The organism is Mycobacterium nebraskense, assembly GCF_002102255.1.
Taxonomy (GTDB): Bacteria; Actinomycetota; Actinomycetes; order Mycobacteriales; family Mycobacteriaceae; genus Mycobacterium; species Mycobacterium nebraskense.
In genome coordinates, this window is record NZ_LQPH01000129.1 from 69,599 (window position 1) to 91,968 (window position 22,370).

At 68.3% G+C, this 22,370-nt stretch carries 23 protein-coding genes; 15 read left to right on the top strand and 8 right to left on the bottom strand.

All coding sequences use genetic code 11. The features are described from left to right. Window positions 1–3 precede the first annotated feature (3 nt). The 5 genes from AWC17_RS17265 to AWC17_RS17285 are packed head-to-tail and all read left to right on the top strand — an operon-like array spanning window position 4 to window position 4,315. Entirely contained in the window at window positions 4–573 is a 570-nt protein-coding gene (locus AWC17_RS17265; RefSeq protein ID WP_046185457.1) for an ATP adenylyltransferase, read from the top strand. A gap of 22 nt (window positions 574–595) precedes the next feature. Beyond that, the gene (gene pgsA / locus AWC17_RS17270; RefSeq protein ID WP_046185458.1) at window positions 596–1,228 is read left to right on the top strand and encodes a phosphatidylinositol phosphate synthase; all 633 of its coding nucleotides are present in this window, start codon (window positions 596–598) and stop codon (window positions 1,226–1,228) included. Window positions 1,229–1,236: 8 nt separating this feature from the next. Next, window positions 1,237–2,166, top strand: a complete 930-nt coding sequence (locus tag AWC17_RS17275; protein ID WP_046185462.1) for a phosphatidylinositol mannoside acyltransferase — start codon at window positions 1,237–1,239, stop codon at window positions 2,164–2,166. Next, a complete protein-coding gene (locus tag AWC17_RS17280; RefSeq protein ID WP_046185459.1) occupies window positions 2,166–3,290 on the top strand; it encodes a glycosyltransferase family 4 protein in 1,125 nt (374 codons plus the stop codon). The genes AWC17_RS17275 and AWC17_RS17280 overlap by 1 nt, the downstream gene beginning before the upstream one ends. Beyond that, window positions 3,290–4,315 (top strand): NUDIX hydrolase, encoded by a 1,026-nt coding sequence (locus AWC17_RS17285; protein ID WP_085164881.1) that lies wholly within the window; start codon window positions 3,290–3,292, stop codon window positions 4,313–4,315. Before AWC17_RS17280 ends, AWC17_RS17285 begins: the two co-directional genes overlap by 1 nt. Before the next feature lie 13 nt (window positions 4,316–4,328). On the opposite strand, the gene AWC17_RS17290 is transcribed toward AWC17_RS17285, so the two are convergent. Together AWC17_RS17290 and AWC17_RS17295 are read right to left on the bottom strand one after the other, a co-directional pair. Beyond that, window positions 4,329–5,606: a PE family protein gene (locus tag AWC17_RS17290; RefSeq protein ID WP_276038521.1), complete on the bottom strand. Its 1,278-nt coding sequence runs from the start codon at window positions 5,604–5,606 to the stop codon at window positions 4,329–4,331. Between the two features lie 24 nt (window positions 5,607–5,630). Further along, window positions 5,631–6,773, bottom strand: a complete 1,143-nt coding sequence (locus tag AWC17_RS17295; RefSeq protein ID WP_046184608.1) for a PPE family protein — start codon at window positions 6,771–6,773, stop codon at window positions 5,631–5,633. A gap of 290 nt (window positions 6,774–7,063) precedes the next feature. On the opposite strand from AWC17_RS17295, the gene pdxS reads away from it, so the two are divergent. The 4 genes from pdxS (at window position 7,064) to AWC17_RS17315 (ending at window position 10,341) form a co-directional block, all read left to right on the top strand. Further along, window positions 7,064–7,912: a pyridoxal 5'-phosphate synthase lyase subunit PdxS gene (gene pdxS, locus AWC17_RS17300; RefSeq protein ID WP_231588599.1), complete on the top strand. Its 849-nt coding sequence runs from the start codon at window positions 7,064–7,066 to the stop codon at window positions 7,910–7,912. Between the two features lie 9 nt (window positions 7,913–7,921). After that, window positions 7,922–8,767 carry an acyl-CoA thioesterase II gene (tesB, locus tag AWC17_RS17305; protein WP_046184610.1) on the top strand — a complete coding sequence of 282 codons (846 nt, stop codon included), beginning with the start codon at window positions 7,922–7,924 and terminating at the stop codon, window positions 8,765–8,767. A gap of 7 nt (window positions 8,768–8,774) precedes the next feature. Then, window positions 8,775–9,371 (top strand): pyridoxal 5'-phosphate synthase glutaminase subunit PdxT, encoded by a 597-nt coding sequence (gene pdxT / locus AWC17_RS17310; protein ID WP_046184611.1) that lies wholly within the window; start codon window positions 8,775–8,777, stop codon window positions 9,369–9,371. 214 nt (window positions 9,372–9,585) lie between these two features. Next, the gene (locus tag AWC17_RS17315; RefSeq protein ID WP_046184612.1) at window positions 9,586–10,341 is read left to right on the top strand and encodes a YebC/PmpR family DNA-binding transcriptional regulator; all 756 of its coding nucleotides are present in this window, start codon (window positions 9,586–9,588) and stop codon (window positions 10,339–10,341) included. A 7-nt stretch (window positions 10,342–10,348) separates the two neighbouring features. Here the strand turns inward: AWC17_RS17315 and AWC17_RS17320 are convergent, their stop codons facing one another. Genes AWC17_RS17320 through AWC17_RS17340 form a run of 5 tightly spaced genes read right to left on the bottom strand, consistent with a single transcriptional unit; the run spans window position 10,349 to window position 13,984 of the window. Further along, window positions 10,349–11,944: a polyamine aminopropyltransferase gene (locus AWC17_RS17320; RefSeq protein WP_046184613.1), complete on the bottom strand. Its 1,596-nt coding sequence runs from the start codon at window positions 11,942–11,944 to the stop codon at window positions 10,349–10,351. Next, window positions 11,941–12,396: a DUF350 domain-containing protein gene (locus tag AWC17_RS17325; RefSeq protein ID WP_046184614.1), complete on the bottom strand. Its 456-nt coding sequence runs from the start codon at window positions 12,394–12,396 to the stop codon at window positions 11,941–11,943. The genes AWC17_RS17320 and AWC17_RS17325 overlap by 4 nt, the downstream gene beginning before the upstream one ends. 27 nt (window positions 12,397–12,423) lie before the next feature. After that, a complete protein-coding gene (locus AWC17_RS17330; protein ID WP_046184621.1) occupies window positions 12,424–12,855 on the bottom strand; it encodes a DUF4247 domain-containing protein in 432 nt (143 codons plus the stop codon). Next, window positions 12,852–13,364: a DUF2617 family protein gene (locus AWC17_RS17335; protein WP_046184615.1), complete on the bottom strand. Its 513-nt coding sequence runs from the start codon at window positions 13,362–13,364 to the stop codon at window positions 12,852–12,854. Before AWC17_RS17335 ends, AWC17_RS17330 begins: the two co-directional genes overlap by 4 nt. Before the next feature lie 8 nt (window positions 13,365–13,372). Continuing rightward, window positions 13,373–13,984, bottom strand: a complete 612-nt coding sequence (locus AWC17_RS17340) for a DUF4178 domain-containing protein (RefSeq protein WP_046184616.1) — start codon at window positions 13,982–13,984, stop codon at window positions 13,373–13,375. 180 nt (window positions 13,985–14,164) lie between these two features. Between AWC17_RS17340 and ruvC the strand changes: the two genes are divergently transcribed. From ruvC to AWC17_RS17370, 6 genes are all read left to right on the top strand, one after another. Beyond that, window positions 14,165–14,719: a crossover junction endodeoxyribonuclease RuvC gene (gene ruvC / locus AWC17_RS17345; protein ID WP_046184617.1), complete on the top strand. Its 555-nt coding sequence runs from the start codon at window positions 14,165–14,167 to the stop codon at window positions 14,717–14,719. Next, a complete protein-coding gene (gene ruvA, locus AWC17_RS17350) occupies window positions 14,716–15,315 on the top strand; it encodes a Holliday junction branch migration protein RuvA (protein ID WP_046184618.1) in 600 nt (199 codons plus the stop codon). The genes ruvC and ruvA overlap by 4 nt, the downstream gene beginning before the upstream one ends. Before the next feature lie 58 nt (window positions 15,316–15,373). Beyond that, the gene (ruvB, locus tag AWC17_RS17355) at window positions 15,374–16,420 is read left to right on the top strand and encodes a Holliday junction branch migration DNA helicase RuvB (protein ID WP_046184619.1); all 1,047 of its coding nucleotides are present in this window, start codon (window positions 15,374–15,376) and stop codon (window positions 16,418–16,420) included. Between the two features lie 236 nt (window positions 16,421–16,656). Continuing rightward, window positions 16,657–17,334 carry a hypothetical protein gene (locus tag AWC17_RS17360; RefSeq protein ID WP_046184622.1) on the top strand — a complete coding sequence of 226 codons (678 nt, stop codon included), beginning with the start codon at window positions 16,657–16,659 and terminating at the stop codon, window positions 17,332–17,334. Window positions 17,335–17,482: 148 nt separating this feature from the next. Then, the gene (locus tag AWC17_RS17365; RefSeq protein WP_046185347.1) at window positions 17,483–17,869 is read left to right on the top strand and encodes a DUF1304 domain-containing protein; all 387 of its coding nucleotides are present in this window, start codon (window positions 17,483–17,485) and stop codon (window positions 17,867–17,869) included. Between the two features lie 129 nt (window positions 17,870–17,998). Then, the gene (locus AWC17_RS17370) at window positions 17,999–18,694 is read left to right on the top strand and encodes a hypothetical protein (RefSeq protein ID WP_046185346.1); all 696 of its coding nucleotides are present in this window, start codon (window positions 17,999–18,001) and stop codon (window positions 18,692–18,694) included. A 62-nt stretch (window positions 18,695–18,756) separates the two neighbouring features. Here the strand turns inward: AWC17_RS17370 and car are convergent, their stop codons facing one another. Next, window positions 18,757–22,263: a carboxylic acid reductase gene (car, locus tag AWC17_RS17375; protein ID WP_046185345.1), complete on the bottom strand. Its 3,507-nt coding sequence runs from the start codon at window positions 22,261–22,263 to the stop codon at window positions 18,757–18,759. Between the last annotated feature and the right edge of the window lie 107 nt (window positions 22,264–22,370).

Consider the following 22,370-nt stretch of genomic DNA (forward strand, 5'->3'; position numbering starts at 1 on the left):
ACAGTGACCGAAGAGGAACGCGACGACACCATCCTCGACAGGGGTGTAGGCCAGAGTGACCACCTGCAACGGCTGTGGACGCCGTACCGGATGACCTATCTGGCCGAAGCGCCGCTGAAGCGCGACCCCAACGCTTCGGGCAAGACCGAGGAGCCGTTCACCGACATCCCGCAACTGTCCGACGAGGAAGGCCTGGTGGTCGCCCGCGGCGAACTCGTCTATGCCGTCCTCAACCTCTATCCGTACAACCCCGGGCACCTGATGGTGGTGCCGTACCGGCGGGTGTCCGAACTCGAGGACCTCACCGAGGAGGAGAGCGCGGAGTTGATGGCCTTCATGCAGAAGGCGATTCGCGTGATCAAGAACGTGTCGCGCCCGCACGGCTTCAACGTCGGACTTAATCTGGGCACGTCTGCGGGTGGGTCGCTGGCCGAACACCTGCACGTGCACGTGGTGCCGCGCTGGGGCGGCGACGCGAACTTCATCACCATCATCGGCGGGTCGAAGGTGATTCCGCAGTTGCTGCGCGAAACCCGCCAGCTGCTGGCCACGGAGTGGGCAAAGCAGTCGTGAGCCGCGAAGGAAGACGCGAGCCATGAGTAAGGTGCCGTTCCTGTCGCGGGCGGCGTTCGCGCGGCTCACCACCCCCACCGCCAGGGCATGTCTGCGGTTGGGACTGACGCCGGACGTCGTCACCGTCTTGGGCACCACCGGATCTGTGGCGGGGGCGCTCACGCTCTTCCCAATGGGCAAGCTGTTCGCCGGTGGCTGCGTGGTGTGGTTCTTCGTGCTGTTCGACATGCTCGACGGCGCCATGGCCCGCGAGCGCGGGGGTGGTACCCGTTTCGGCGCCGTGCTCGACGCCACCTGCGACCGGCTCAGCGACGGCGCGGTGTTCTGCGGCCTGCTGTGGTGGGCCGCCTTCGGCCTGCACGACAAGCTGCTGGCCGTGGCGACGTTGATCTGCCTCGTCACCTCGCAGGTCATCTCCTACATCAAGGCGCGGGCCGAAGCCAGCGGCCTGCGCGGCGACGGCGGCATCATCGAACGACCCGAAAGGCTCATCATCGTGCTAGTAGGTGCCGGCGTGTCGGACTTCCCCTTTGTTGCCTGGCCGCCGGCCCTGCCGGTGGCGATGTGGCTGCTGGCCGCGGCCAGCGTGGTCACCTGCGTACAGCGGTTGCGCACCGTGTGGACCTCGCCCGGCGCGACGGAGCGCATGTCGTGATCCCGGGCATGGGTTTGATCGCCACCCCCCGCCGCCTGGCATCCGGCACCGCGAGCGACTGGGCGTACGCGGCCGGCTGGATGGCCGTGCGGGCGATGCCGGAGTTCGCGGCGCGCACCGTGTTCGAGACCGGAGCGCGTTACGCCGCCCGCGGCGGCGGCCCGGACCAACTGCGCAAGAACCTGGCCCGCGTCATTGGCGTGCCGCCCGCCGAGGTGCCCGACGCCCTGATGCGGGCCTCGCTGGCGTCCTATGCGCGTTATTGGCGGGAGGCGTTCCGCCTGCCCACGATGGACCACCGCAAGCTCGCGAGCCAGCTCGACGAGTCGGTCGATGGGCAAGACAATCTGGCGGCGGCGCTGGCCGCGGGCCGCGGCGCGATATGCGCGTTGCCACACAGCGGCAATTGGGATATGGCCGGGGTGTGGCTCGCGCAGACACACGGCACCTTCACCACGGTTGCCGAGCGGCTCAACCCGGAGTCGCTGTACCGGCGCTTCATCGCCTTCCGCGAACGCCTCGGGTTCGAGGTGCTGCCGCTGTCCGGCGGCGAACGGCCCCCCTTCGAGGTGCTGTGCGAGCGGCTGCGGGCCAACCGAGTGGTGTGCCTGATGGCCGAGCGTGACCTGACCCGCACCGGGGTCCAGGTCGACTTCTTCGGCGAACCGACCCGGATGCCAGCGGGCCCGGCGAAGCTCGCGATCGAGACCGGGGCGGCGCTGCTGCCGTCGCATTGCTGGTTCGAGGGCGACCGCTCGAGGGTCTGGATGCAGCCGCCGCTGGATTGCAGCAGCGGCGACGTCGGTGCCATCACCCAGGCGCTGGCCGATCAGTTCGCAAAGAACATCGCCGCGCACCCCGAGGACTGGCACATGCTGCAACCGCAGTGGCTGACCGACCTGTCCGAGGCCAAGCAGGCGCGGCTCAGGGAGACCTGATGCGAATCGGGATGGTCTGCCCATACTCGTTCGACGTGCCGGGCGGGGTGCAGTCGCATGTCCTGCAGCTGGCCGAGGTGATGCGCCGGCGCGGGCACGAGGTGAGCGTGCTGGCGCCGGCTTCGCCGCACGCGGTGTTGCCCGACTACGTCGTGTCCGCCGGCAAAGCCGTCCCCATTCCCTACAACGGCTCGGTGGCCCGGCTGCGGTTCGGTCCGGCGACCCACCGCAAGGTGAAGAGGTGGCTCATGCTGGGTGACTTTGATGTACTGCACCTGCACGAGCCCAACGCACCGAGCCTGTCGATGCTGGCCCTCAACATCGCCGAGGGACCCATCGTCGCGACGTTTCACACCTCGACCACCAAGTCGCTGACGCTGACGGTCTTTCAGGGCATCCTGCGGCCGATGCACGAGAAGATCGTGGGCCGGATCGCGGTCTCCGACCTCGCCCGCCGCTGGCAGATGGAGGCGTTGGGCACCGATGCGGTCGAGATCCCCAACGGGGTCGACGTCGACTCGTTCGCCTCGGCCCCGCCGCTGGACGGCTACCCCCGGCCGGGCAAGACGGTGCTGTTCCTGGGCCGCTATGACGAGTCCCGCAAGGGCATGTCGGTCCTGCTCGAGGCGCTGCCCGGGGTGGTCCAGCGCTTCCCGGATGTGCAGCTGCTTATCGTCGGGCGCGGCGATGAAGACCAATTACGCAGCCAGGCAGGCGAATTGGTGAAGCATCTGCGGTTTTTGGGACAGGTCGACGACGCTGGGAAGGCGTCGGCGATGCGCAGCGCCGACGTGTACTGCGCGCCCCACGTCGGAGGAGAGAGCTTCGGCATCGTCCTGGTCGAGGCCATGGCCGCCGGCACCGCGGTGGTGGCCAGCGACCTGGACGCCTTTCGGCGCGTGCTGTGCGACGGCGAAGTCGGGCGTCTCGTGCCGGTCGGCGACGGCGCCGCGCTCGCGGATGCCCTTGTTTCGGTGCTAGAAAACGATGTGCTGCGCGAACGATATGTGGCGGCCGGTTCAGCGGCGGTCCAGTGTTACGACTGGTCGGTGGTGGCCAGCCAGATCATGCGGGTCTACGAGACGGTCGCCGGGTCCGGCGCCAAAGTTCAGGTGGCCAGCTGATGACATGGTTGATCGTCGCCATCGCGGTGCTCGTTGGGCTGCTGGCGATCCTGGGCGCCTGGGCCTATCAGACGGCCAACCGGCTGGACCGGCTGCACGTCCGCTACGACCTGTCATGGCAGGCGCTCGACGGTGCCCTGGCGCGCCGCGCCGTGGTCGCGCGCGCGGTCGCCATCGACGCGTACGGCGGTGCCTCCGAGGGCAGGCGGCTGGCCGCGCTGGCCGACGCTGCCGAGGGCGCGCCGCGGCAGGCGCGCGAGTCGTGCGAGAACGAGCTCTCGGCCGCGCTGGCGATCGTCGATCCGGCGTCGCTGCCGGCGGGACTTATCGCCGAGCTGGCAGACGCCGAGGCCCGCGTGCTGCTGGCCCGCCGCTTCCACAATGATGCGGTCCGCGACACCCTGGCACTGCGCGAGCGATTCCTGGTGCGCACCCTCCGGCTCGGCGGAACCGCATCGCTACCAAGCTATTTCGAGATCGTCGAGCGGCCCCACGCGTTGGCCCACGGTGACCACGGGGTGCTCAACCACCGTACGTCGGCGCGCGTGGTACTCCTCGACGAGACGGGCGCAGTGCTGCTGCTGTGCGGCTCGGACCCGGCGATCAGCCGCGATGACGCGCCAAAATGGTGGATCACCGTCGGCGGCGAGGTGCGCAAGGGGGAGCGGTTGGCGGAGGCCGCGGCCCGAGAGTTGGCCGAAGAGACCGGGCTGCGGGTCGCGCCGGGCGAGATGGTGGGCCCGGTCTGGCGGCGCGACGAAGTGTTCGAGTTCAACGGCGCCCTGATCGATAGCGAAGAGTTCTATTTCGTCTGCCGGACCCGCCGGTTCGAGCCGTCCGGCGCCGGCCGAACCGACCTGGAGCACAGCTACATCCACGGCCACCGCTGGTGTGATTCTGCTGACATCAACCGACTCGCAGCGGTCGGCGAGACGGTGTACCCGATGCAGCTATCCGAACTGCTCACCGCCGCTGCCGCGCTGGCCGGCGGCCAGGCGCCGGGCTCGCTGCTGTCCATCCGCTGAATCGGACCGCGAGCTAAAGCCGGTCAAAGGACGCATGGAAGTCGGGTGGCGGGTTCAACGCCGCAACGAGTGGTTCCGGGATTGCTTGCGCGGCAACCGGAGTCAGGCCGCCGGCAGCGGCGATCGAGATGGACTGGAACGGCCCGGGAAGGCCGGTGGCGTAGCCGAAATCGACGAACGGCCGGACGAAGGGCTGGAGCAGGTCGGCCAGCGGGTTCCCCAGGACGGGGATCAGGCGCAGCGGATCCAGCAGCGGCAGGTTTTGGGTGGGAATGAGGTAGTAGGTGGTCACGCCGATGTGCGTCTGGATGGCGGTCGCAAGCTGCGCGAGGGTGAGGTTCGGATATGTGGAGTGCAGATAGTAGAAGCCCAAAATCGCGTTGAGGTCCGCCGGGAGATTGAAAATGCTCCGCGGGAAGTAGGCGATCGGGTCGTATTGGATTGTGTAGATCGCGGTCTGGTAGAGGGTGTCCACCGGAGTCACGACGTGAAATGCGCCGAAGCCGGGGATGAAGTGCGTGAGAATGCCGGTGCTGGGAACGTTCGGGTCAGAGAGCAACACGAACGACAGCAGGTCTGAACTCGGTCGGATGGCGGCGGGCAGGGCGTCGAGGTAGCGCATTTCGAGGGTGGCGATGGTGGCGCTCTGCGAATAGCCCAATACGACAACGTGGTTGCCCGCGCCGGTTTCGGTGAGGATCGCGTTGTTGAGTATCGCGACGCCCTGTCGGACCGACTGTCCGAAGGTTTGGCTGGTGAGGCCGGTGACGGGCCAGAAGTCCTCCGGCGTAGTCAGGCCCGTCGGGGTATAGCCGGGATAGTGCGGGGCGATGTAGGTGTTGTATACGGAAGTCACATAGCCGGGGGTGGGTTGGGGGTTTCCGGTGCCGCCCATGATCAACGCCACGTTGGTCGTCGTCGTCGTCGTCGGAGTGCTTTGCGCTTGGCTGGCCAGGCTCAAGGTTCCAGACACCGTCTGCTGCGAGGGAAGCGCAGGTGTCAGTTGCGTGGCGGCCGTGTTCGAGGCCTCGGTTTCGGCATACGAATCACTACTGGAGATCAACGTTTGCACAAACTGGTCATGAAACGCCGCCGCGCGCACGCTGATCTCCTGGTAGCGCTGGCCGTACGCGGCGAACAGCGCCGCGGTGCGAAGTGATACCGCGTCCGCGGCCGGCGGGAAGACGACGGTCGTTGGGGTCGCCGCGGCCCCGTCCGCGGCGGCTATCGCCGAACCGATTCCCTGTAAATCACCGGCGGCCGCTGCCAACGTATCTGGGGCGGTGACCATGAACGACATCGTTTAGCCGCCTGACTAGCCGACCACCGTGCGCGGTAGCACCGCGGAGCGCGACGCCTCGACCGCTGGAGCGACACCGCCCGCGCCGCGGCCACTCGCGGTCATCGCGGGCTTGAACGGCATTCTCGGCACGTTGGCCGCCACTTGATTTGCACCGCCGGTCGGCAACGCGGCGACCGGAGCGGTTGGCGTGGTCGCCTGCACCTCGGTGGTCCAACTCGGCGGAACTGACAGCGCCCCAACGGAACCCGCCCGCCCCACATCGGCCAACACCGTGGGGCCGCCCAGCTGCGACGGGCTCGTCGCCCCGATAGCCGAACCGGCGGAAGCCAGGGCCGAACCCATCGTCGGCAGACCGCCGACAGCACCGCTCATTAACGGATTGGCGCCACCCATGAACTGGCCCACGAGCTGACTCACGACCATGCTCAAGGGTTGCATCGCGAACTCGCCGCTCATCGAGAGCATCTCGAGTGGCGACAGCCCCGAGGTCGTCGACGATGGGGAGAGCCCGAACGACCGGAACAGCTCCGACAGCAGCTGCGCGTCCGACATCACCGACTGCGCCTGGGTGGCCGCCGGCGCCGCGGCGGCGGGGGCGCTGTTCGTGGCCGCCGGCGCCGCGCCCAGGCTGCTGGGCGGCTCGCTGAAGGGGGCCAACTGCGATGCCAGCGCCAACGTGCCGGCGTCGTATCCAGACATCGCGGCGGCATCCTGGGCCCACATCTCCGTGTACTGCGCCTCGGTGGCCATGATCGCCGGGGTGTTCTGACCGAAGAAGTTCGTCGCGATCAGGCTCATCAGCTGAGCGCGGTTGGCCGCGATCGCCGGCGGGGGCACCGTCATGGCGAACGCCGCCTCATAGGCTGCCGCCGCGGCCATCGCTTCCGTCGACGCTTCTTCGGCCTGCGTCGCGGTGGTCGCCAGCCACGTCACATAGGGGCTGGCCGCGCCCGCCATCGCCACCGCCGACGGGCCCAGCCACGGCCCGCTGATCAGTCCCGAAATGACCGTCGCATACGAAGACGCCGCCCACGCCAACTCGGCGGCCAACCCGCCCCATGCGGTCGCGGCGGCCAGCATGGACCCCGCACCCGGACCGGCATACATCAGACCGGAATTGATCTCGGGTGGTAACAGCCCAAAATCCGGCACCATCCCGACTCCTCCTCCTCAGCCAGGTCGGCGGCCGCCATCCCGCAACGAGGTGGCCACGCTAAAAGTCGCTTCCGTGTCAACGGTGTGAGCAAACTAACGATGAAGTGTCTAGCAAGGGGTCAATTTCCGGGCCTAGGGCCAATAGGCCCTTTGTGAGTCCTTCAGTTGGAAAACTCGTTTCCCGTCCCCCACTAGACTGGGTCGACGACAGTTGAAGGAGATCAGCAGTGGATACCGCCGCTTCACCCAACGGCAGCGGACGAACCGGAACCGCCCGCGTCAAGCGCGGCATGGCCGAGATGCTCAAGGGCGGCGTCATCATGGACGTCGTCACCCCCGAGCAGGCCCGAATCGCCGAGGGCGCCGGCGCCGTCGCCGTGATGGCGCTGGAGCGGGTGCCGGCCGACATCCGAGCCCACGGCGGGGTGTCGCGGATGAGCGACCCCGACATGATCGAGGGCATCATCGCCGCGGTGACCATCCCGGTGATGGCCAAGGCGCGCATCGGGCATTTCGTCGAGGCGCAGATCCTGCAGAGCCTCGGCGTCGACTACATCGACGAATCCGAGGTGCTGACCCCCGCCGACTACACTCACCACATCGACAAGTGGAAATTCACCGTGCCGTTCGTCTGCGGCGCGACCAACCTCGGCGAGGCGCTGCGGCGCATCAGCGAGGGCGCGGCCATGATCCGCTCCAAGGGCGAGGCGGGCACCGGTGACATCTCCAACGCCACCACGCACATGCGCGCCATCAGCGGCGAGATCCGCCGGCTGACGTCGCTGTCCGAGGACGAATTGTACGTGGCGGCAAAGGAATTGCAGGCGCCCTACGAACTTGTCGTGGAAGTGGCCCGGGCCGGGAAGCTGCCGGTCACGCTGTTCACCGCCGGCGGCATCGCGACGCCGGCCGATGCGGCGATGATGATGCAGCTCGGCGCCGAGGGCGTGTTCGTGGGCTCGGGCATCTTCAAGTCCGGTGCCCCCGAGCACCGCGCCGCCGCGATCGTCAAGGCCACCACGTTCTACGACGACCCCGACGTGCTGGCCAAGGTATCGCGCGGGCTGGGCGAGGCGATGGTGGGCATCAACGTGGAGCAGGTCGCGCAGCCGCATCGCCTGGCCGAACGCGGCTGGTAAAAACAGTCCGTGGCGATCGAAGAGATCCTTGATCTCGAGCAACTCGAGGTCAACATCTACCGCGGTCGGGTGTTCAGCCCGGAGTCGGGATATTTCCAGCGAACGTTCGGCGGTCACGTGGCGGGGCAGTCGCTCGTCTCGGCGGTCCGCACCGTCGACCCGCACTACCAGGTCCACTCGCTGCACGGTTACTTCCTGCGGTCTGGGGACGCCAACGAGCCCACCGTCTTCATCGTCGAGCGCACCCGCGACGGCGGCTCGTTTGCCACCAGGCGCGTCAACGCCATCCAGCACGGGGAAATCATCTTCAGCATGGGGGCGTCCTTCCAGACCGACCAGGAGGGCATCCACCACCAGGACGTGATGCCCGCCGCGCCGCCACCCGACGGGCTGCCCGGCCTGGACTCGATCAAGGTGTTCGACGACGCGGGCTTCAAGCAGTTCGAGGAGTGGGACGTGTGCATCGTGCCGCGCGAGCGACTGCAGCTGTCGCCCGGCAAGGCCTCCCAGCAGCAGGTGTGGTTCCGCCACCGCGACCCGCTGCCGGACGACCCGGTGCTGCACATCTGCGCGCTGGCCTACATGAGCGACCTCACGCTGCTGGGATCGGCGCAGGTCAACCACCTCGACGTCCGCGAGCACCTGCAGGTGGCGTCGCTGGACCACGCGATGTGGTTCATGCGGGCGTTCCGGGCCGACGAGTGGCTGCTCTACGACCAGTCGTCGCCGTCGGCCAGCGGCGGTCGCTCCCTGTGCCAGGGCAAGATCTTCACCCAGTCGGGCGAGATGGTGGCTGCGGTCATGCAGGAGGGGCTGACCCGCTTCCAGCGCGGATTCCAGCCCCCCAAACAATGAGAGCGCAGTGAGCGCGCCGCGCATCGGCGTGCTGGCGCTGCAGGGTGACACCCGTGAGCACCTGGCCGCGCTGCGCGAAGCCGGGGCCGATTCGATGCCGGTGCGGCGCCGCGGCGAGCTCGAGAAGGTCGACGGGCTGGTCATCCCCGGTGGGGAGTCCACCACCATGAGCCACCTGCTGCTCGACCTCGACCTGCTGGAGCCGTTGCGCGGGCTGCTGGCCGACGGGCTTCCCGCCTATGGCGCGTGCGCCGGCATGATCCTGCTCGCCACCGAGATCCTCGACGCCGGGGCGGGCGGCCGGGAGGCGCTGCCCCTGCGTGCGATCGACATGACCGTGCGGCGCAACGCCTTTGGGCGGCAAGTCGACTCGTTCGAGGGCGACATACCGTTCGCCGGGTTGGACGGTCCGGTGCGCGCGGTGTTCATCCGCGCCCCCTGGGTCGAGCGGGCCGGCGACGACGTGCAGGTGCTGGCCGAAGCGTCGGGGCACACGGTCGCAGTGCGGCAAGGCGCGAAGCTGGCGACGGCGTTTCACCCCGAGATGACGGGCGACCGTCGCGTGCACCAACTCTTCGTGGACATCGTCAACGGCGTCGCCTGACCCTGACGCACCAGTCACATCAGCACCAGCTTTCGAGGATGATGCGATCCCCGAAAGTGATAGCGCATGCGATATCACGTTCGCGGATGCGCATATCCCTCGGTTCTTGTGACTGCTGGGGCGGCTGGGCCGTAGGGGAGCGGACGGTCGGCGCCGAGCGTGCACGTAGACTCGTCTGGCGAACTTTCGAAGACAGAAGAGGTAAGAAACACCGATGAGCGGCCATTCCAAGTGGGCGACCACCAAGCACCAGAAGGCCGTCAAAGACGCGCGCCGAGGCAAGGAGTTTGCCCGGCTGATCAAGAACATCGAGGTCGCCGCCCGTACCGGCGGTGGTGACCCGGCGGGCAACCCCACGCTCTACGACGCCATCCAGAAGGCGAAGAAGACCTCGGTGCCCAACGACAACATCGAGCGCGCCCGAAAGCGGGGTGCCGGTGAGGAAGCCGGTGGCGCCGACTACCAGACGATCATGTACGAGGGCTATGGGCCCAACGGCGTGGCCGTGCTGATCGAATGTCTGACCGACAACCGCAACCGCGCCGCCGGAGAGGTCCGGGTGGCGGTGACCCGCAACGGCGGCAACATGGCCGATCCGGGGTCGGTGTCCTACCTGTTCACCCGCAAGGGTGTGGTCATGCTGGAGAAGAACGGCCTGACCGAGGACGACGTGCTGACGGCGGTGCTGGACGCGGGTGCCGAGGACGTCAACGACCTCGGCGACAGCTTCGAGGTCATCTCCGAGCCGACCGACCTGGTCGCGGTGCGCACCGCGTTGCAGGACGCCGGCATCGACTACGAGTCGGCCGAGGCCAGCTTCCAGCCGTCGGTCAGCGTGCCGGTCGACGTCGACGGTGCCCGAAAGGTGTTCAAGCTGGTCGACGCGCTAGAGGACAGCGACGACGTGCAGAATGTCTGGACCAACGTCGACCTGTCCGACGAGGTGCTCGCCGCTCTCGACGAGGAGTGAGCCAGCCCTAGTCGTAACCGTGCCGCATGTCCTCGACAATGCGCGGATTGTCCAGTGTCGAGGGCTCGAGCGGGCCGGGCCGGGTGTCGTCGGGAAACACCGTCGCGGCGTCGAGGACGTGCTGGTTGAGAAAGCGCAGCGGGGGTGCGTTGGGCGGCACGACGGGGGTCGGCGCGCTGCCCCCGCGGCGCGCCAGCGCGAAACCCCAGTCACCGAACGTCGGCACGTACACGTGGTAGGGCGTCACCGCATAGCCGGCGGCGCGGATTGACGAGGCGGTGCGCCAGAACGCCGTCTGCGTCGAGAACGGACTGCCCGCCTGCACGACCATGAGTCCATCGGCGGCGAGCGCGTGCGCGACGAGCCCGTAGAACTCCGTCGAGTACAGCCGCCCCAGGACCGGGGTGTCGGGGTCGGGAAGGTCGACGATGATCGCGTCGAAGCCTGCGGGCGGGACGATGTCCGGGTGCGGCGAGCGCAACCAGCGCATCGCGTCGTCGATCACCACCTTGACGCGCGGGCTGTCCAGCGAACCGCCGTTGGCCCTGCGCATGGTGGTGCGCGCGAGCTGAATCACCGCGGGGTCGAGCTCCACCTGCACGATCTTGGTGATGCCCGGCTGACGCAACAGTTCGCGGGCCACCAGCCCGTCGCCGCCCCCGAGGACGAGGACCGATCGAGCGCTGGCCCCGAGCGCGGGGTAGACCAGGCTTTCGGTGTAGCGGTACTCGTCCCGGGTGGAAAACTGGAGCCCTCCGTCGAGGTAAAGGCGCATGTCGTTGCCGCGCTCGGTAACCACGATCTCCTGGTAGGCAGAGTGCTGGTAGGCGATGATCGGGTCGGCGTAGAGCCGTTGCCTGCTCGTCGTCTCGATGTCGGCCGAACGCGCCAGAAGCGTGGCCAGGAGCGCGAGTGCCGCGGCGAGTGCGCACAGCGCCGTCACCAGTTGTCGGGTCGAAACGACCCGGCGCAGCACAAAGATCGCCACGACGGCCGCGGCCAGCAGATTGACGATGCCGGTGGCCGCCGCGCCGCGGATCATGCCCAGGTGCGGCAGCAGCAGGAACGGCCACACCAGCCCGCCCAGCAGCGCGCCGAGGTAATCGGCCGCGTTGAGGTTGGCCAGCGTCCGACCGGTATCGGCCGCCTGATCCACATCGGGGGCCATGCGGCCGCGTTGCAGCATGGTCATCAGCAGCGGCACCTCGGCGCCGACCAGCCCACCGATCAGGGCCGTGCCCACCGCCAGCATCCACATCGACTCGTCGTCGATGAAAGCGAACACCGTGTACAGCGCCGCGGCGGACAAGCCGCCGACGATGCTGAGCAGCACCTCCACCGCGATGAAGGCGAAGGCCGCGTGCGCCAGCAGCGGCTTGGCCACCAGGGCGCCCACCCCGAGCGCGGCGATGTAGCCCGCGACGATCAGTGACGTGGCGACGATGCCGCCGCCGTTGAGGCTCGCCGCCAGCGTCAGAAGCGCGAGCTCGTAGATGATGCCGGACGCCGCGCATGCCGCGACGGCGGCCAGCAGCACGGCCCGCCAGCGCACCGAAGGCTCGGGCCTGCTTACCTCTGGGAGCGGCAGATCAACTGATGTCATGACACCGCAGCGGCCGTGACCCCTCCCACGGCGAGCAATATCAGCGCCACCGCGAACGATCCCGGATGCAGCTCAGGCTCGTCGATGTGCTCGTGGAAACTGCCCGGGATCAGCAGGTGCATCGCGAGCAGCGCTATCCCGAGCAGGATCACTCCCATCAGTCCGTACACCGCGACGCCGACGAGCCCCTGGCCCAACTGGCTATAGCTGTTCGCGATGGCGGTGATGATGACGACGGTCAGGGCGATGTACATCGCGCCCGCGACGATGACGGCGTTGGGGCGGCGGTCGATGAACACCAGTCGGCGCAGATTGCCCGGGGTCAACACGTCGACCGCGTAGAACCCGATGAGGAGTACGGCCATGCCGACCAGAAAGTACAGGATGGTCGCGACTGCGCCTTTCAGCACGGGATTGAGGTCGACGGTGCCGATCTCGACGGCGAGGTACATAGTTCTCTCCTTTGTGGTGGTGAGCCGTCACTTGGTTCCGCCGGGTCCGCCGGGCGTCCCTCCGGCGCCGCCCGACGGGGATCCCGGTGTGAAGCCGGGCCCGAGGAAGATGAAGGCGCCGTGGGTGTATCCGGCGTTCAGGCTTTCCAGACGGATGCTGCAGGGGCGATTGCCGTCCGGGCCGACGATCACGATGTTGTTGCTGTAGCGCAGGTACTCGCTGTCGCCGTTGGCGGCACGCGCCTCGGGGGCGGCATATTCGGCGAGCGTGTCGGCCACGTCGTCGGGAGGTCCGCTGCATTCGTAACGCGTCCCGTTCGCATCGCGGGAGTACTCGTGATAGTGGCTGGCGATATACGACCCAATATTCTTCTGCAGCAAGATGATTCCGGGCACCAGGCAGGCGACGGCGGCGACCGCCAGCGCACCGGCGATTACCAACAGGCGATTGCGGCTCACGGGCGCCACCGGCTGACTGTGTGGACCACATCGCCGCCGGACCTCAAAGGGCTGCGCGGGTAGAGGTGCCAGGTCTGCCAGCGCCAGCCGGCGCCGTCGGGTTCGGCGGCCAGGACGGTCAGCGCGGCGTCATCGCCGGGGAACGCGCCGCCGAGCCAACCCTTTTCGCGCGCGCACCGGTCACGAAGGTCGCGCGCCATGCGGCGAAAGGTCGCCTCGTCGTACGCGTCGGTGCGGGATTCCAGGGAGTACCCGGGCGCGGCCGTGCGCTCCGGCAGGTCGACCCCGGAGCCGCGTGCCGTGCAGGAGACCTCCTCGGAGAACCGGCCCGCGGCGTGCTCGACCGTGATGACGTGCGATGCGCCGAGGACCCCGAGCAGCAGGGCGCCGCCGTCGGGGTGGAGCAGCAGGCAGGTCGCCAGCGGTGGCGGTGCGGGCGCGTTGAGCGCGAGTCCAAGCTTCTGCCCGGATACGTCCGACGGAGCTACGGCAAGCTGATGAAGCGGCACCGACGCGCCTAGGGGGACGAGGGCGGGGGTGCCGGATACACGGTCAGCTCGCCGGTCAGTACGGGCTTGCCGGTCGAAACCTCCCACGGCATGCTCGGCGCCCAGCGCTCGAACGAGAGCAGCACCGACTTGTCGGAATTGGCGCAGTCGACGAACTCCATCTCGCCGCCCGCCGGCAGGCCCGTGGTGCCCTCGGTGGTGAACGAGGCGCGACCGCGTTCGGACTCCTGAAACGTCACTCCGTCGACGACGTATTGTTCGCCGGGCTGCAGCCCGATGTCCTTGCGGGTGACCCACATCGCCAGCTCGAGTCGCCCGTCGTCCTCCTCGACGCTGAACCAGATGGGCTGGTCGCCGCCCTCCAGCAGATGTTCCCACCACACGAACGGGCCCTCGCGGTACGTCACCGATCCGCGGACCACGTAGTCGACGCCGCCGTAGCTGACGATGGCGCCGGGGCCGAGTTGTCGCGGGCCGAACTCCGGCATCGCGTTGAACGAGAGGGGATCCTGGCGTCCGCGGGGTGGGCCAGCTTGCTTCGGGCGTCGCAAAGCGATGACGAGCACCACGATGGACGCGACGAACAGCACGATCGCGATAATGACCAGCAGTGATCCCACGCGAACCCTTCCGTTGCCACATTGCTTGAGCGAACGTCGGCTAAAGCTAACAGCTTTTGCGTGGATTCGGCGTTGTACTTCCCGTCGCGGGAATTGGCGGAGCCGCCGCGTGTCCTCCGCGTGCGGGTCGGTCCCGGCCGCTAGGGTATCGAACAGCTGTTCTACAGGTGGGAGCGGGCAATGCGCGTAATGGGCGTCGACCCCGGGCTGACCCGATGCGGACTGTCGGTCGTGGAAAGTGGGCGCGGGCGAAACGTGGTTGCACTCGACGTCGACGTGGTGCGGACCCCGTCGGATGCACCGCTGGCCAAAAGGTTGCTGGCCATCAGTGATGCCGTCGAGCATTGGCTGGCCACCCATCAACCGGACGTCGTGGCCATCGAGCGGGTGTTCTCCCAGCTGAACGTTTCGACGGTGATGGGCACCGCGCAGGCCGGTGGGGTGGTTGCGCTGGCGGCGGCCAAGCGCGGCATCGACGTGCACTTCCATACCCCCAGCGAGGTCAAGGCCGCGGTGACCGGCAACGGCGCCGCGGACAAGGCTCAGGTCACTGCGATGGTAACCAAAATCCTTGCGCTGCAAGCTAAGCCGACGCCGGCCGACGCCGCCGACGCACTGGCGTTGGCGATCTGTCATTGCTGGAGGGCGCCGATGATGGCCCGGATGGCCGCGGCCGAAGCGATGGCCGCGCAACAGCGTCACGCGTATCTGGCCAAGCTGAAGGCCGCGCGATGATCGCCTCGGTGCGCGGCGAGGTGCTCGAGGTGGCACTCGATCACGCGGTGATCGAGGCCGCCGGCGTCGGCTACCGGGTGAACGCGACACCGTCGACGCTGGCGACGCTGCGCACCGGGAGCGAGGCCCGCCTGATCACCGCGATGGTGGTCCGCGAGGACTCGATGACGCTGTACGGGTTCCCCGACTCCGACACCCGCGACCTGTTTTTGACGCTGCTGACGGTGTCGGGGGTCGGGCCCCGGCTGGCGATGGCGACGCTGGCGGTTCACGACGCTGCGGCGCTGCGGCAGGTGCTGCACGACAGCGACGTCACCGCGCTGACCCGGGTGCCCGGGATCGGCAAACGGGGCGCCGAACGGATGGTGCTCGAGCTGCGCGACAAGGTCGGCGCCGTCGCGGCGGGCGCACCGGGCGGCGCATCCGTGGTGAACGGGCACGCGGTGCGGGGGCCGGTGGTGGAGGCCCTGGTCGGACTGGGCTTCGCCGTCAAGCAGGCCGAAGAGGCCACCGACAAGGTGCTGGCCACCGAGCAGGCCGCGACGACGTCCGGCGCCTTGCGCGCCGCACTGTCGCTGCTGGGTAAGTCCCGATGACCCGCGCCGGCGACGATGCAGTGGGGGTACCGCCCGCTTACGGGGGAGAGCGGCGCAAATGACCGACGACTACGCCGACCGCGACCTCTCACCGGCGCTGACCGTCGGCGAGGGCGACGTCGACGTCAGCCTGCGGCCCCGCTCGCTGGGCGAGTTCATCGGCCAGCCGCGGGTGCGCGAACAGCTACAGCTGGTCATCGAGGGCGCCAAGAACCGCGGCAGCACACCGGATCACATCCTGCTGTCGGGGCCACCCGGGCTGGGCAAGACGTCGCTGGCCATGATCATCGCCGCCGAGCTCGGGTCGTCGCTGCGGGTGACGTCCGGTCCCGCGCTGGAACGCGCCGGTGACCTGGCCGCCATGCTGTCCAACCTGATCGAGCACGACGTGCTCTTCATCGACGAGATCCACCGCATCGCCCGGCCCGCCGAGGAAATGCTCTACCTGGCCATGGAGGACTTCCGGGTCGACGTGGTGGTCGGCAAGGGTCCCGGGGCGACGTCGATCCCCCTCGAGGTCGCCCCCTTCACCCTGGTCGGCGCCACCACCCGGTCCGGCGCGCTGACCGGCCCGCTGCGCGACCGGTTCGGCTTCACCGCACACATGGACTTCTACGAGCCCGCCGAGCTGGAGCTGGTGCTGGCCCGCTCCGCCGGCATCCTGGGTATCGAGCTGGGCGCGGAGGCGGCCGAGGAGATCGCCCGGCGCTCGCGCGGCACGCCTCGCATCGCCAACCGGCTGCTGCGCCGGGTCCGGGACTTCGCCGAGGTCCGCGCCGATGGGGTGATCACCCGCGACGTCGCCAAGTCGGCGCTGGCGGTCTACGACGTCGACGAACTTGGTCTGGACCGGCTGGACCGGGCGGTGCTGACGGCGCTGACTCGGAGCTTCGGCGGCGGGCCGGTCGGGGTTTCGACGCTTGCTGTAGCCGTGGGGGAGGAAGCCGCCACCGTCGAGGAGGTGTGCGAGCCCTTCCTGGTCCGCGCCGGGATGGTCGCGCGGACCCCCCGCGGCCGGGTGGCCACCGCGCAGGCGTGGACGCACCTGGGCATGAGTCCGCCGCCGGGGGCGGTCGGGCTCGGGCAGCCCGGTCTGTTCGACTAGCGGCGATCGCGAGCGCGGCGAGCCGAAGCGGGTCGCCACCAAATTGTGACCTTTCTGCTGAGCCGCTGCGCGACGGTTCCCTGGCCCGGGCTACGGCCTGCTCAGACCGCCGCCAACGCCAGACGCACCCAATTCAACGGGCACAGCAAACGGCTTGCGCGGCCCGCAGTCGGTTACACGCCCGCGTCGTCGGGTAACCAGGCTCACAGCAGCAATACCTGTTGAAGGAGATTCTGATGAGGACCACGCGCTACGACTACAAACGCCCTCGCGCGCTGTACATGCCACGGACGCGTGGCGCGCTGACTGGGCTACTCCTGATCCTCTTGGGTGCTTGGGGCGCATTGGTGCCGTTCTTCGGACCCAACATCGATTGGGCTTACACGGCCGATCCGGCATGGACGTGGACCACGGCCAAAGGTTGGCTGGAAGTGCTCCCCGGGGCCGCCGCGGCAGTGGGTGGCCTGCTGGTGCTCTTGTCCGGTAATCGCGCCAGCGCCGTGCTCGGGGGTTGGTTGGCGGTCGCCGGCGGCGCCTGGTTCGTGGTCGGCCGCGCGTTCGCGTCGACACTGGGTATCGGCGACGTCGGTCTACCGGCGGCGTCGACGGACCTGAAACGAGCCCTGCTCGAGATCACCTACTTCACCGGCCTGGGTGCCCTCATTGTGTTCCTGGGCGGGGCTGCCGTGGCGCGCCTGGCCGTTCGGCATGCGCGAGACGTAGTGGTGAGGGAACCGGCGCCAGTGGCAGGGGACGCCGTACCGGCGGGTGAACCGGCCATGTACGACGAGACTCGCGGCGTGCCACGGGCGCGGACGGACCGATCGGCGGCCGAGCCGGAGCACCGCGGACGGGGCTTATTCGGTCGGCGTTCCGGCGGCCTATTCCACCGGCACCACCACGCCGGCGTTTAGGGCGTAGCTAGTACCGCGGGAGGCGCCGGTAGCCCTTGGCTACCGGCGCCGTTGCGCGTTCGGGCACTCCGGCCAACCGCAGGTCGGTAAAGTCACCGGCGCGGACATGCGGCGCGACCGCGCAGGCCTCGATCAACGAGGAGGAGCGATGATCACTGCCGGGTTGGTATTCGCCGGACTTGCGGGGTTATTGCACGTCTATATCTTCGTGATGGAATCGTTGACCTGGACCTCGCCGCGCACCCGTGCGACGTTCGGCACCACGGCCGAGGAGGCCGAGACCACCAAACTGCTCGCCTTCAACCAAGGCTTCTACAACTTGTTCCTGGCGGTGGTCAGCGGCGTGGGGATTGTCGCGATTGTCTTGCGGCACAATGCGGTTGGCGCGGCACTGATTTTCGCCGGGGTCGGGTCCATGGCCGCGGCCGCGGTGGTGCTGCTGTTGTCCGCGCCGGACAAGGCGCGGGCCGCGGTGACGCAGGGCACGTTTCCGGCCATCGCGATCGTACTGTTGCTGATCGGCCTTCAGCAGTAACACCAGCCTCACCAGCCCCAATAGCGACGGGGCGCGGTGGCTTTCGCGCGCCCGATGGGTTACGAGTGGTAGTCGCCGGGGTACCCACCCCGGGCCGGAAATAGGCCCGGTAATTAACGAGGGGATGTCATGAAATACGCAGAAGACGGCCAAACCCGCGGGCTGAGTATGCCGCGTTCGCGTGGCGCGGTCAGCGGATTGCTCCTGGTCATTCTGGGAGCGTGGGGGGCGTTAATACCGTTTGTCGGACCGCGCTTCAATTTCGCCTACACACCCGATCGTGAGTGGGCGTGGAGTTCGGCTCGAGGGTGGCTCGAGGTCTTGCCGGGAGCCGCGACCGTCTTGGGCGGTCTCTTGTTGATCGTCGCCGGAAACCGCGTGGCGGCGATGCTGGGCGGTTGGCTGGCGGTGCTGGCCGGCGCCTGGTTCGTCGTCGGTGGTCAACTCGCGCCGTTGCTGGGAATCGGCTCCGCCGGTGACCCGATCGCCGCCACTGAGCGCAAGCGTGCGGTGCTCGAGGTCACCTATTTCTCCGGATTGGGTGCGCTGATCATCTTCGTGGGCGGCGTGGCGCTGGCGCGTACGGCCGTGCGCCTGGCGCGTGATGTGCAGCCTCTGGTGCCCGTGGGACCTGCAGAAGGCGAAGAAGAGCCGGGCGTCTTGCCGTACCGCGAAGCCGGATACGCCCCCGCCGAGGTGTCATCGGGCGCGCTGACCAAGCCACGTACGGCTTCCGACCCGGAGCCGAAACGGGGATGGCGCCGCCAACGCTCGGCGACGGGTGCCAACGCCGCGTACCTGCGCTGGCCGCACCCTCAGCAGTAACTCGCGCAGATAGAACAGCAATCGCCCAGTCCTGACCGGACTGGGCGATTGCTGTCTTGCGCTTACAGCAGTCCGAGCAACTGCAGGTCGGTGACGTACTTGACGATGATCGGCGCCGAGACATGTGGAATGTCTTTGTCGGGGCCGATTTTCGCCTCCTGCACCGCGGCGCGGAAGCGATCGGTCGGTGCCATCGATCCGTTGATCGGCACTGAGGGCTTCTGGTAGTTGTGCAGCAACGGCAGCAGAGAGTACTGGCGTTGCCGCTCCGGCAGGCCCCGCATCGACCCCTCGAACCGGCGCAACCATTCGCCATGGTCGGCGATGCGCTGGATCGGGTAACCGGCGTCGATGAGCCAGTCGACGTATTCGTCGAGGCCGATGCCGTCGTCGTAGGGGTTCATCACGTGGTACGTCTCGTAGCCTTCGGTGGCCACCAACGTGGAGATCGCCGCGGCGATGAACTCGACTGGAAGGCCGTCGTAGTGCGCGCGCTGCCGGTTGCCCTCGGCGTCCAGTTCGTAGAACGAGCCGGGCGCGACGCCGGTGGCGACCAGGCTCAGCATCATCCGGGTGAACATGTCCGGCAGGTTGAGCTGGCCGGCGTAGGTGGTGTCGGCCAGGATCATGTCGCACCGGAACACCGCCACGGGCAGGCCGCAAAGGTCGTGGGCCTCGCGCAGCAGCACCTCGCCCGCCCACTTGCTGTTGCCGTAGCCGTTGGCGTAGGCGTCGTTGATCGACCGGGTCGGGCTGATCTGCCGGATGTCGGCGTCCTCGACGAACTTGCCCGGCTGGATCTGATCGCCCACGCCGATCGTCGACACGTAGACGTACGGCTTCTGCCTGGTGGTGAGCGCGAGCCGGATCAGCTCGGCGGTGCCCAACGCGTTGGGGCCGAACAGCTCGCTGTAGGGCAGCACGTGGTTGACCAGCGCCGCGGGGTCGACGATCAGGTCGACGGTGTCGGCCAGCCGCCGCCAGGTCTGCCGGTCCAGGCCGAGGTCGGCCTCGCCCTTGTCGCCCGCGATGACCTCCAGGTGGTCGGCCGCAAGCGCCTGGTAGTGGGCCAGCAGCTCGGGGTCTCCGCTGTCAAAGGTCTTGTCGAGCCGCGCGCGGGCCTCTTCGTCGGAGCGGGCCCGCACCAACGCGATCACCTTGCCGTCCACCAGGTCCATCCGCTCGAGCCATTCCAGGGCCAGGTAGCGACCCAGGAAACCGGTTGCGCCGGTGAGCAATACCGTGCGCACCTCGGAGGTGGGCTTGGGCAGGCCGGGCGCGGCGGCCAGCGTCGACGCCTCGAGGAATTTGTCCAGCGTCAGGTCGCCGGCGTGCACCTCGGTCGCCTCGCGGCCGTGCACCGAGGCGAACCTGGGCCGCTTGGTGCCCTTGCGCTCGCCCTCGATGTAGTCGGCGATCGCCGCCAGGTCGTTGGCCGGGCTGACGATCACCCCCACCGGCACGTCGACGTCGAATATCTCGTGCAGCAGGTTGCCGAATGTCAACGCGGACAACGAGTCTCCGCCCAGGTCGGTGAAGTAGGCGTCCGGCGATAGATCCGTGGCCGCGGTGCCAAGCATGGCGGCCGCGGCGCGGCTCACCGTCTGCAGGACCGGCGCTTCGGCGCCGCTGCGGCGCAGTTCGCTCAGCTCGTTGGCCTGGCCCTCGGCCAGCTCGGCGTACATCTGTTCCAGGCGCTCGCCGTAGTGCTGCTTCAGCTTTGGCCACGCCAGCTTGCGGATGCCGGTGAGCAGACCGTTCTCCAGCGTGAAAGGCGTTGTCTCGATGATGAAGTCGCGCGGCACCTCGTAGGACTGCAGGCCGGCCTCTTTCGCGACGTTCTGCAGCGAGTCGGCGATCAGCGGCTTGAGCGACTGAATGTCGTTGCCCGCCAACGCCTCTTCGGTGGGCACCACGACGGCCAGCAGGTAGGGGTGGGCGCTGTTGCCGTAGACGTAGATCTGCCGGACCAGCGGGCTGTTGCCGAACACCGCCTCCAGCTTCGCGACGGTGACGAATTCGCCCTGCGCGAGCTTGAGCACGTTGTTGCGGCGGTCGACGTAGACCAGCCGGTCGGGGCCGACCTCGGCGACGACGTCGCCGGTCCGGTAGTAGCCATCCTCGTCGAACACGCCGGCGGTGGTCTCGGCCCGTTTGTAGTAGCCGGGGAACATGTTCTCGGTCCGCAGCAAGAGCTCACCGCGCGGGTGCGGCCGGTCGGTGCTGAAATAGCCCAGGTCCGGCACGTCGACGAGCTTGTAGTCGATGACCGGCGGGCGCTGGATCTCGCCGTCGAACAACACCATCCCGGCCTCGGTCGAGCCGTAGCCGTCCGTCAGGTGCATCTCGAGCAGGGACTCGACCCAGGTGCGCAACTCAGGGGAGGTGGGGGCCGAACCCGTCATCGCGAAGATGAACCGCCCGCCCAGCAGGTACTGCCGCTGCTCGGCCAGAACCTCCTTCTCAATGGCCGCGCGGCCCGCGCGGTCGGCGCCGTCGGACAGCCGCCGCTCCACCCGGCGCTGGAATTCCCCGAACAGGGTCTCCCAGATGCGCGGCACGAAATTCAGCTCGGTGGGCCGCACCAGCTCAAGGTCCTCCAGCAGCGTCGAGAGGTCGCTCTTGGCCGCGAAGTAGGCGGTGCCGCCGTTGCCCAGGGTGCCGTACAGGATGCCGCGGCCCATGACGTGGCTCATCGGCATGAAGTTGAGGGTGATCGACGCGGCGCTTTCCCCGAACCAATTCCTGCTGCCCCGACGCCAAATCTTGGCGACGTTGCTCTGCGGGTACATCGCACCTTTGGGTGCACCGGTGCTGCCGGAGGTGTAGATCAGCAGGGCCAGCGGGTCGGACTCCGCGCTTGCCGGGATCGGCGTGTCCGGCAGCGCCTTGCCGCGCTCGAGCACCTCGGCCAGCGTCTCCACCACCACGCCGGCGTCTGCCAGCCGCGTGCGCGCGGTTTCCACTGCCTCACGCTCGTCGTCGACCTCGGGGTGGTAGTCGAACGCCACCAGCCTGGCGGGCCGGTGGCCGCTCAGGATCAGCTCCACGGCCTCGGGCAGCTGGTTCACGCTCGCCGCGATCACGGTGGGCTCGGTCTCGGTCACGATCGGGTGCAGCGACGCGAGCGACGCGCTGGTCTGCAGAGGAACCGACACCGCGCTGATCGTGGCCAGCGCCACGTCGATGGTCGCGTAGTCGACGCTGTTGAAGCCCAGCACGCAGACCCGGTCACCGGTGTGCACCTCGTCATTGGCCCAGGCGCGGCCAAGCGCTCCGACCCGATCGCCCAGCTGACGGTAAGTGATGGTCTCGAATCGGGGGACCAGCTCCAGCCTGGTGCGCCCGGTCGCCGGGTCCTCGACGAACTCCACCACGCGGTGCGCGAGCGCCGGGCGGTCCGCATACCCCTCGAGTACGGTCCGGATTACCTGGGGGAGTCGCAGCCCGGGCTTCTCGAGGGCCGCTTCGACCGTCGGGTCGGGGCGGGTGGCGGCGAACTGGGGGTCGGTTGCGCGCAGGTTCTCGATACGGCGCTCGAGCCGCTCGTCGTGATTGATGGTCGACATCAGGCAATTCCCTTGCAATGAAAGATAGTGAGTCAATTTTGGCGACGGTGCGCTGACGATTAGAACGTTAGCTAAAGTAACGGTATTCCACCACGGCCGCGCCACAG

Bases quoted from the DNA above. Each gene is read 5' to 3' on its own strand.
- pgsA (WP_046185458.1), top strand. From the start codon at position 596: ATGAGTAAGGTGCCGTTCCTGTCGCGGGCGGCGTTCGCGCGGCTCACC.
- AWC17_RS17275 (WP_046185462.1), top strand. From the start codon at position 1,237: ATGGGTTTGATCGCCACCCCCCGCCGCCTGGCATCCGGCACCGCGAGC.
- AWC17_RS17280 (WP_046185459.1), top strand. From the start codon at position 2,166: ATGCGAATCGGGATGGTCTGCCCATACTCGTTCGACGTGCCGGGCGGG.
- AWC17_RS17285 (WP_085164881.1), top strand. From the start codon at position 3,290: ATGACATGGTTGATCGTCGCCATCGCGGTGCTCGTTGGGCTGCTGGCG.
- AWC17_RS17290 (WP_276038521.1), bottom strand. From the start codon at position 5,606: ATGGTCACCGCCCCAGATACGTTGGCAGCGGCCGCCGGTGATTTACAG.
- AWC17_RS17295 (WP_046184608.1), bottom strand. From the start codon at position 6,773: ATGGTGCCGGATTTTGGGCTGTTACCACCCGAGATCAATTCCGGTCTG.
- pdxS (WP_231588599.1), top strand. From the start codon at position 7,064: ATGGCCGAGATGCTCAAGGGCGGCGTCATCATGGACGTCGTCACCCCC.
- AWC17_RS17315 (WP_046184612.1), top strand. From the start codon at position 9,586: ATGAGCGGCCATTCCAAGTGGGCGACCACCAAGCACCAGAAGGCCGTC.
- AWC17_RS17320 (WP_046184613.1), bottom strand. From the start codon at position 11,944: ATGACATCAGTTGATCTGCCGCTCCCAGAGGTAAGCAGGCCCGAGCCT.
- AWC17_RS17325 (WP_046184614.1), bottom strand. From the start codon at position 12,396: ATGTACCTCGCCGTCGAGATCGGCACCGTCGACCTCAATCCCGTGCTG.
- ruvC (WP_046184617.1), top strand. From the start codon at position 14,165: ATGCGCGTAATGGGCGTCGACCCCGGGCTGACCCGATGCGGACTGTCG.
- ruvA (WP_046184618.1), top strand. From the start codon at position 14,716: ATGATCGCCTCGGTGCGCGGCGAGGTGCTCGAGGTGGCACTCGATCAC.
- ruvB (WP_046184619.1), top strand. From the start codon at position 15,374: ATGACCGACGACTACGCCGACCGCGACCTCTCACCGGCGCTGACCGTC.
- AWC17_RS17360 (WP_046184622.1), top strand. From the start codon at position 16,657: ATGAGGACCACGCGCTACGACTACAAACGCCCTCGCGCGCTGTACATG.
- AWC17_RS17365 (WP_046185347.1), top strand. From the start codon at position 17,483: ATGATCACTGCCGGGTTGGTATTCGCCGGACTTGCGGGGTTATTGCAC.
- AWC17_RS17370 (WP_046185346.1), top strand. From the start codon at position 17,999: ATGAAATACGCAGAAGACGGCCAAACCCGCGGGCTGAGTATGCCGCGT.
- car (WP_046185345.1), bottom strand. From the start codon at position 22,263: ATGTCGACCATCAATCACGACGAGCGGCTCGAGCGCCGTATCGAGAAC.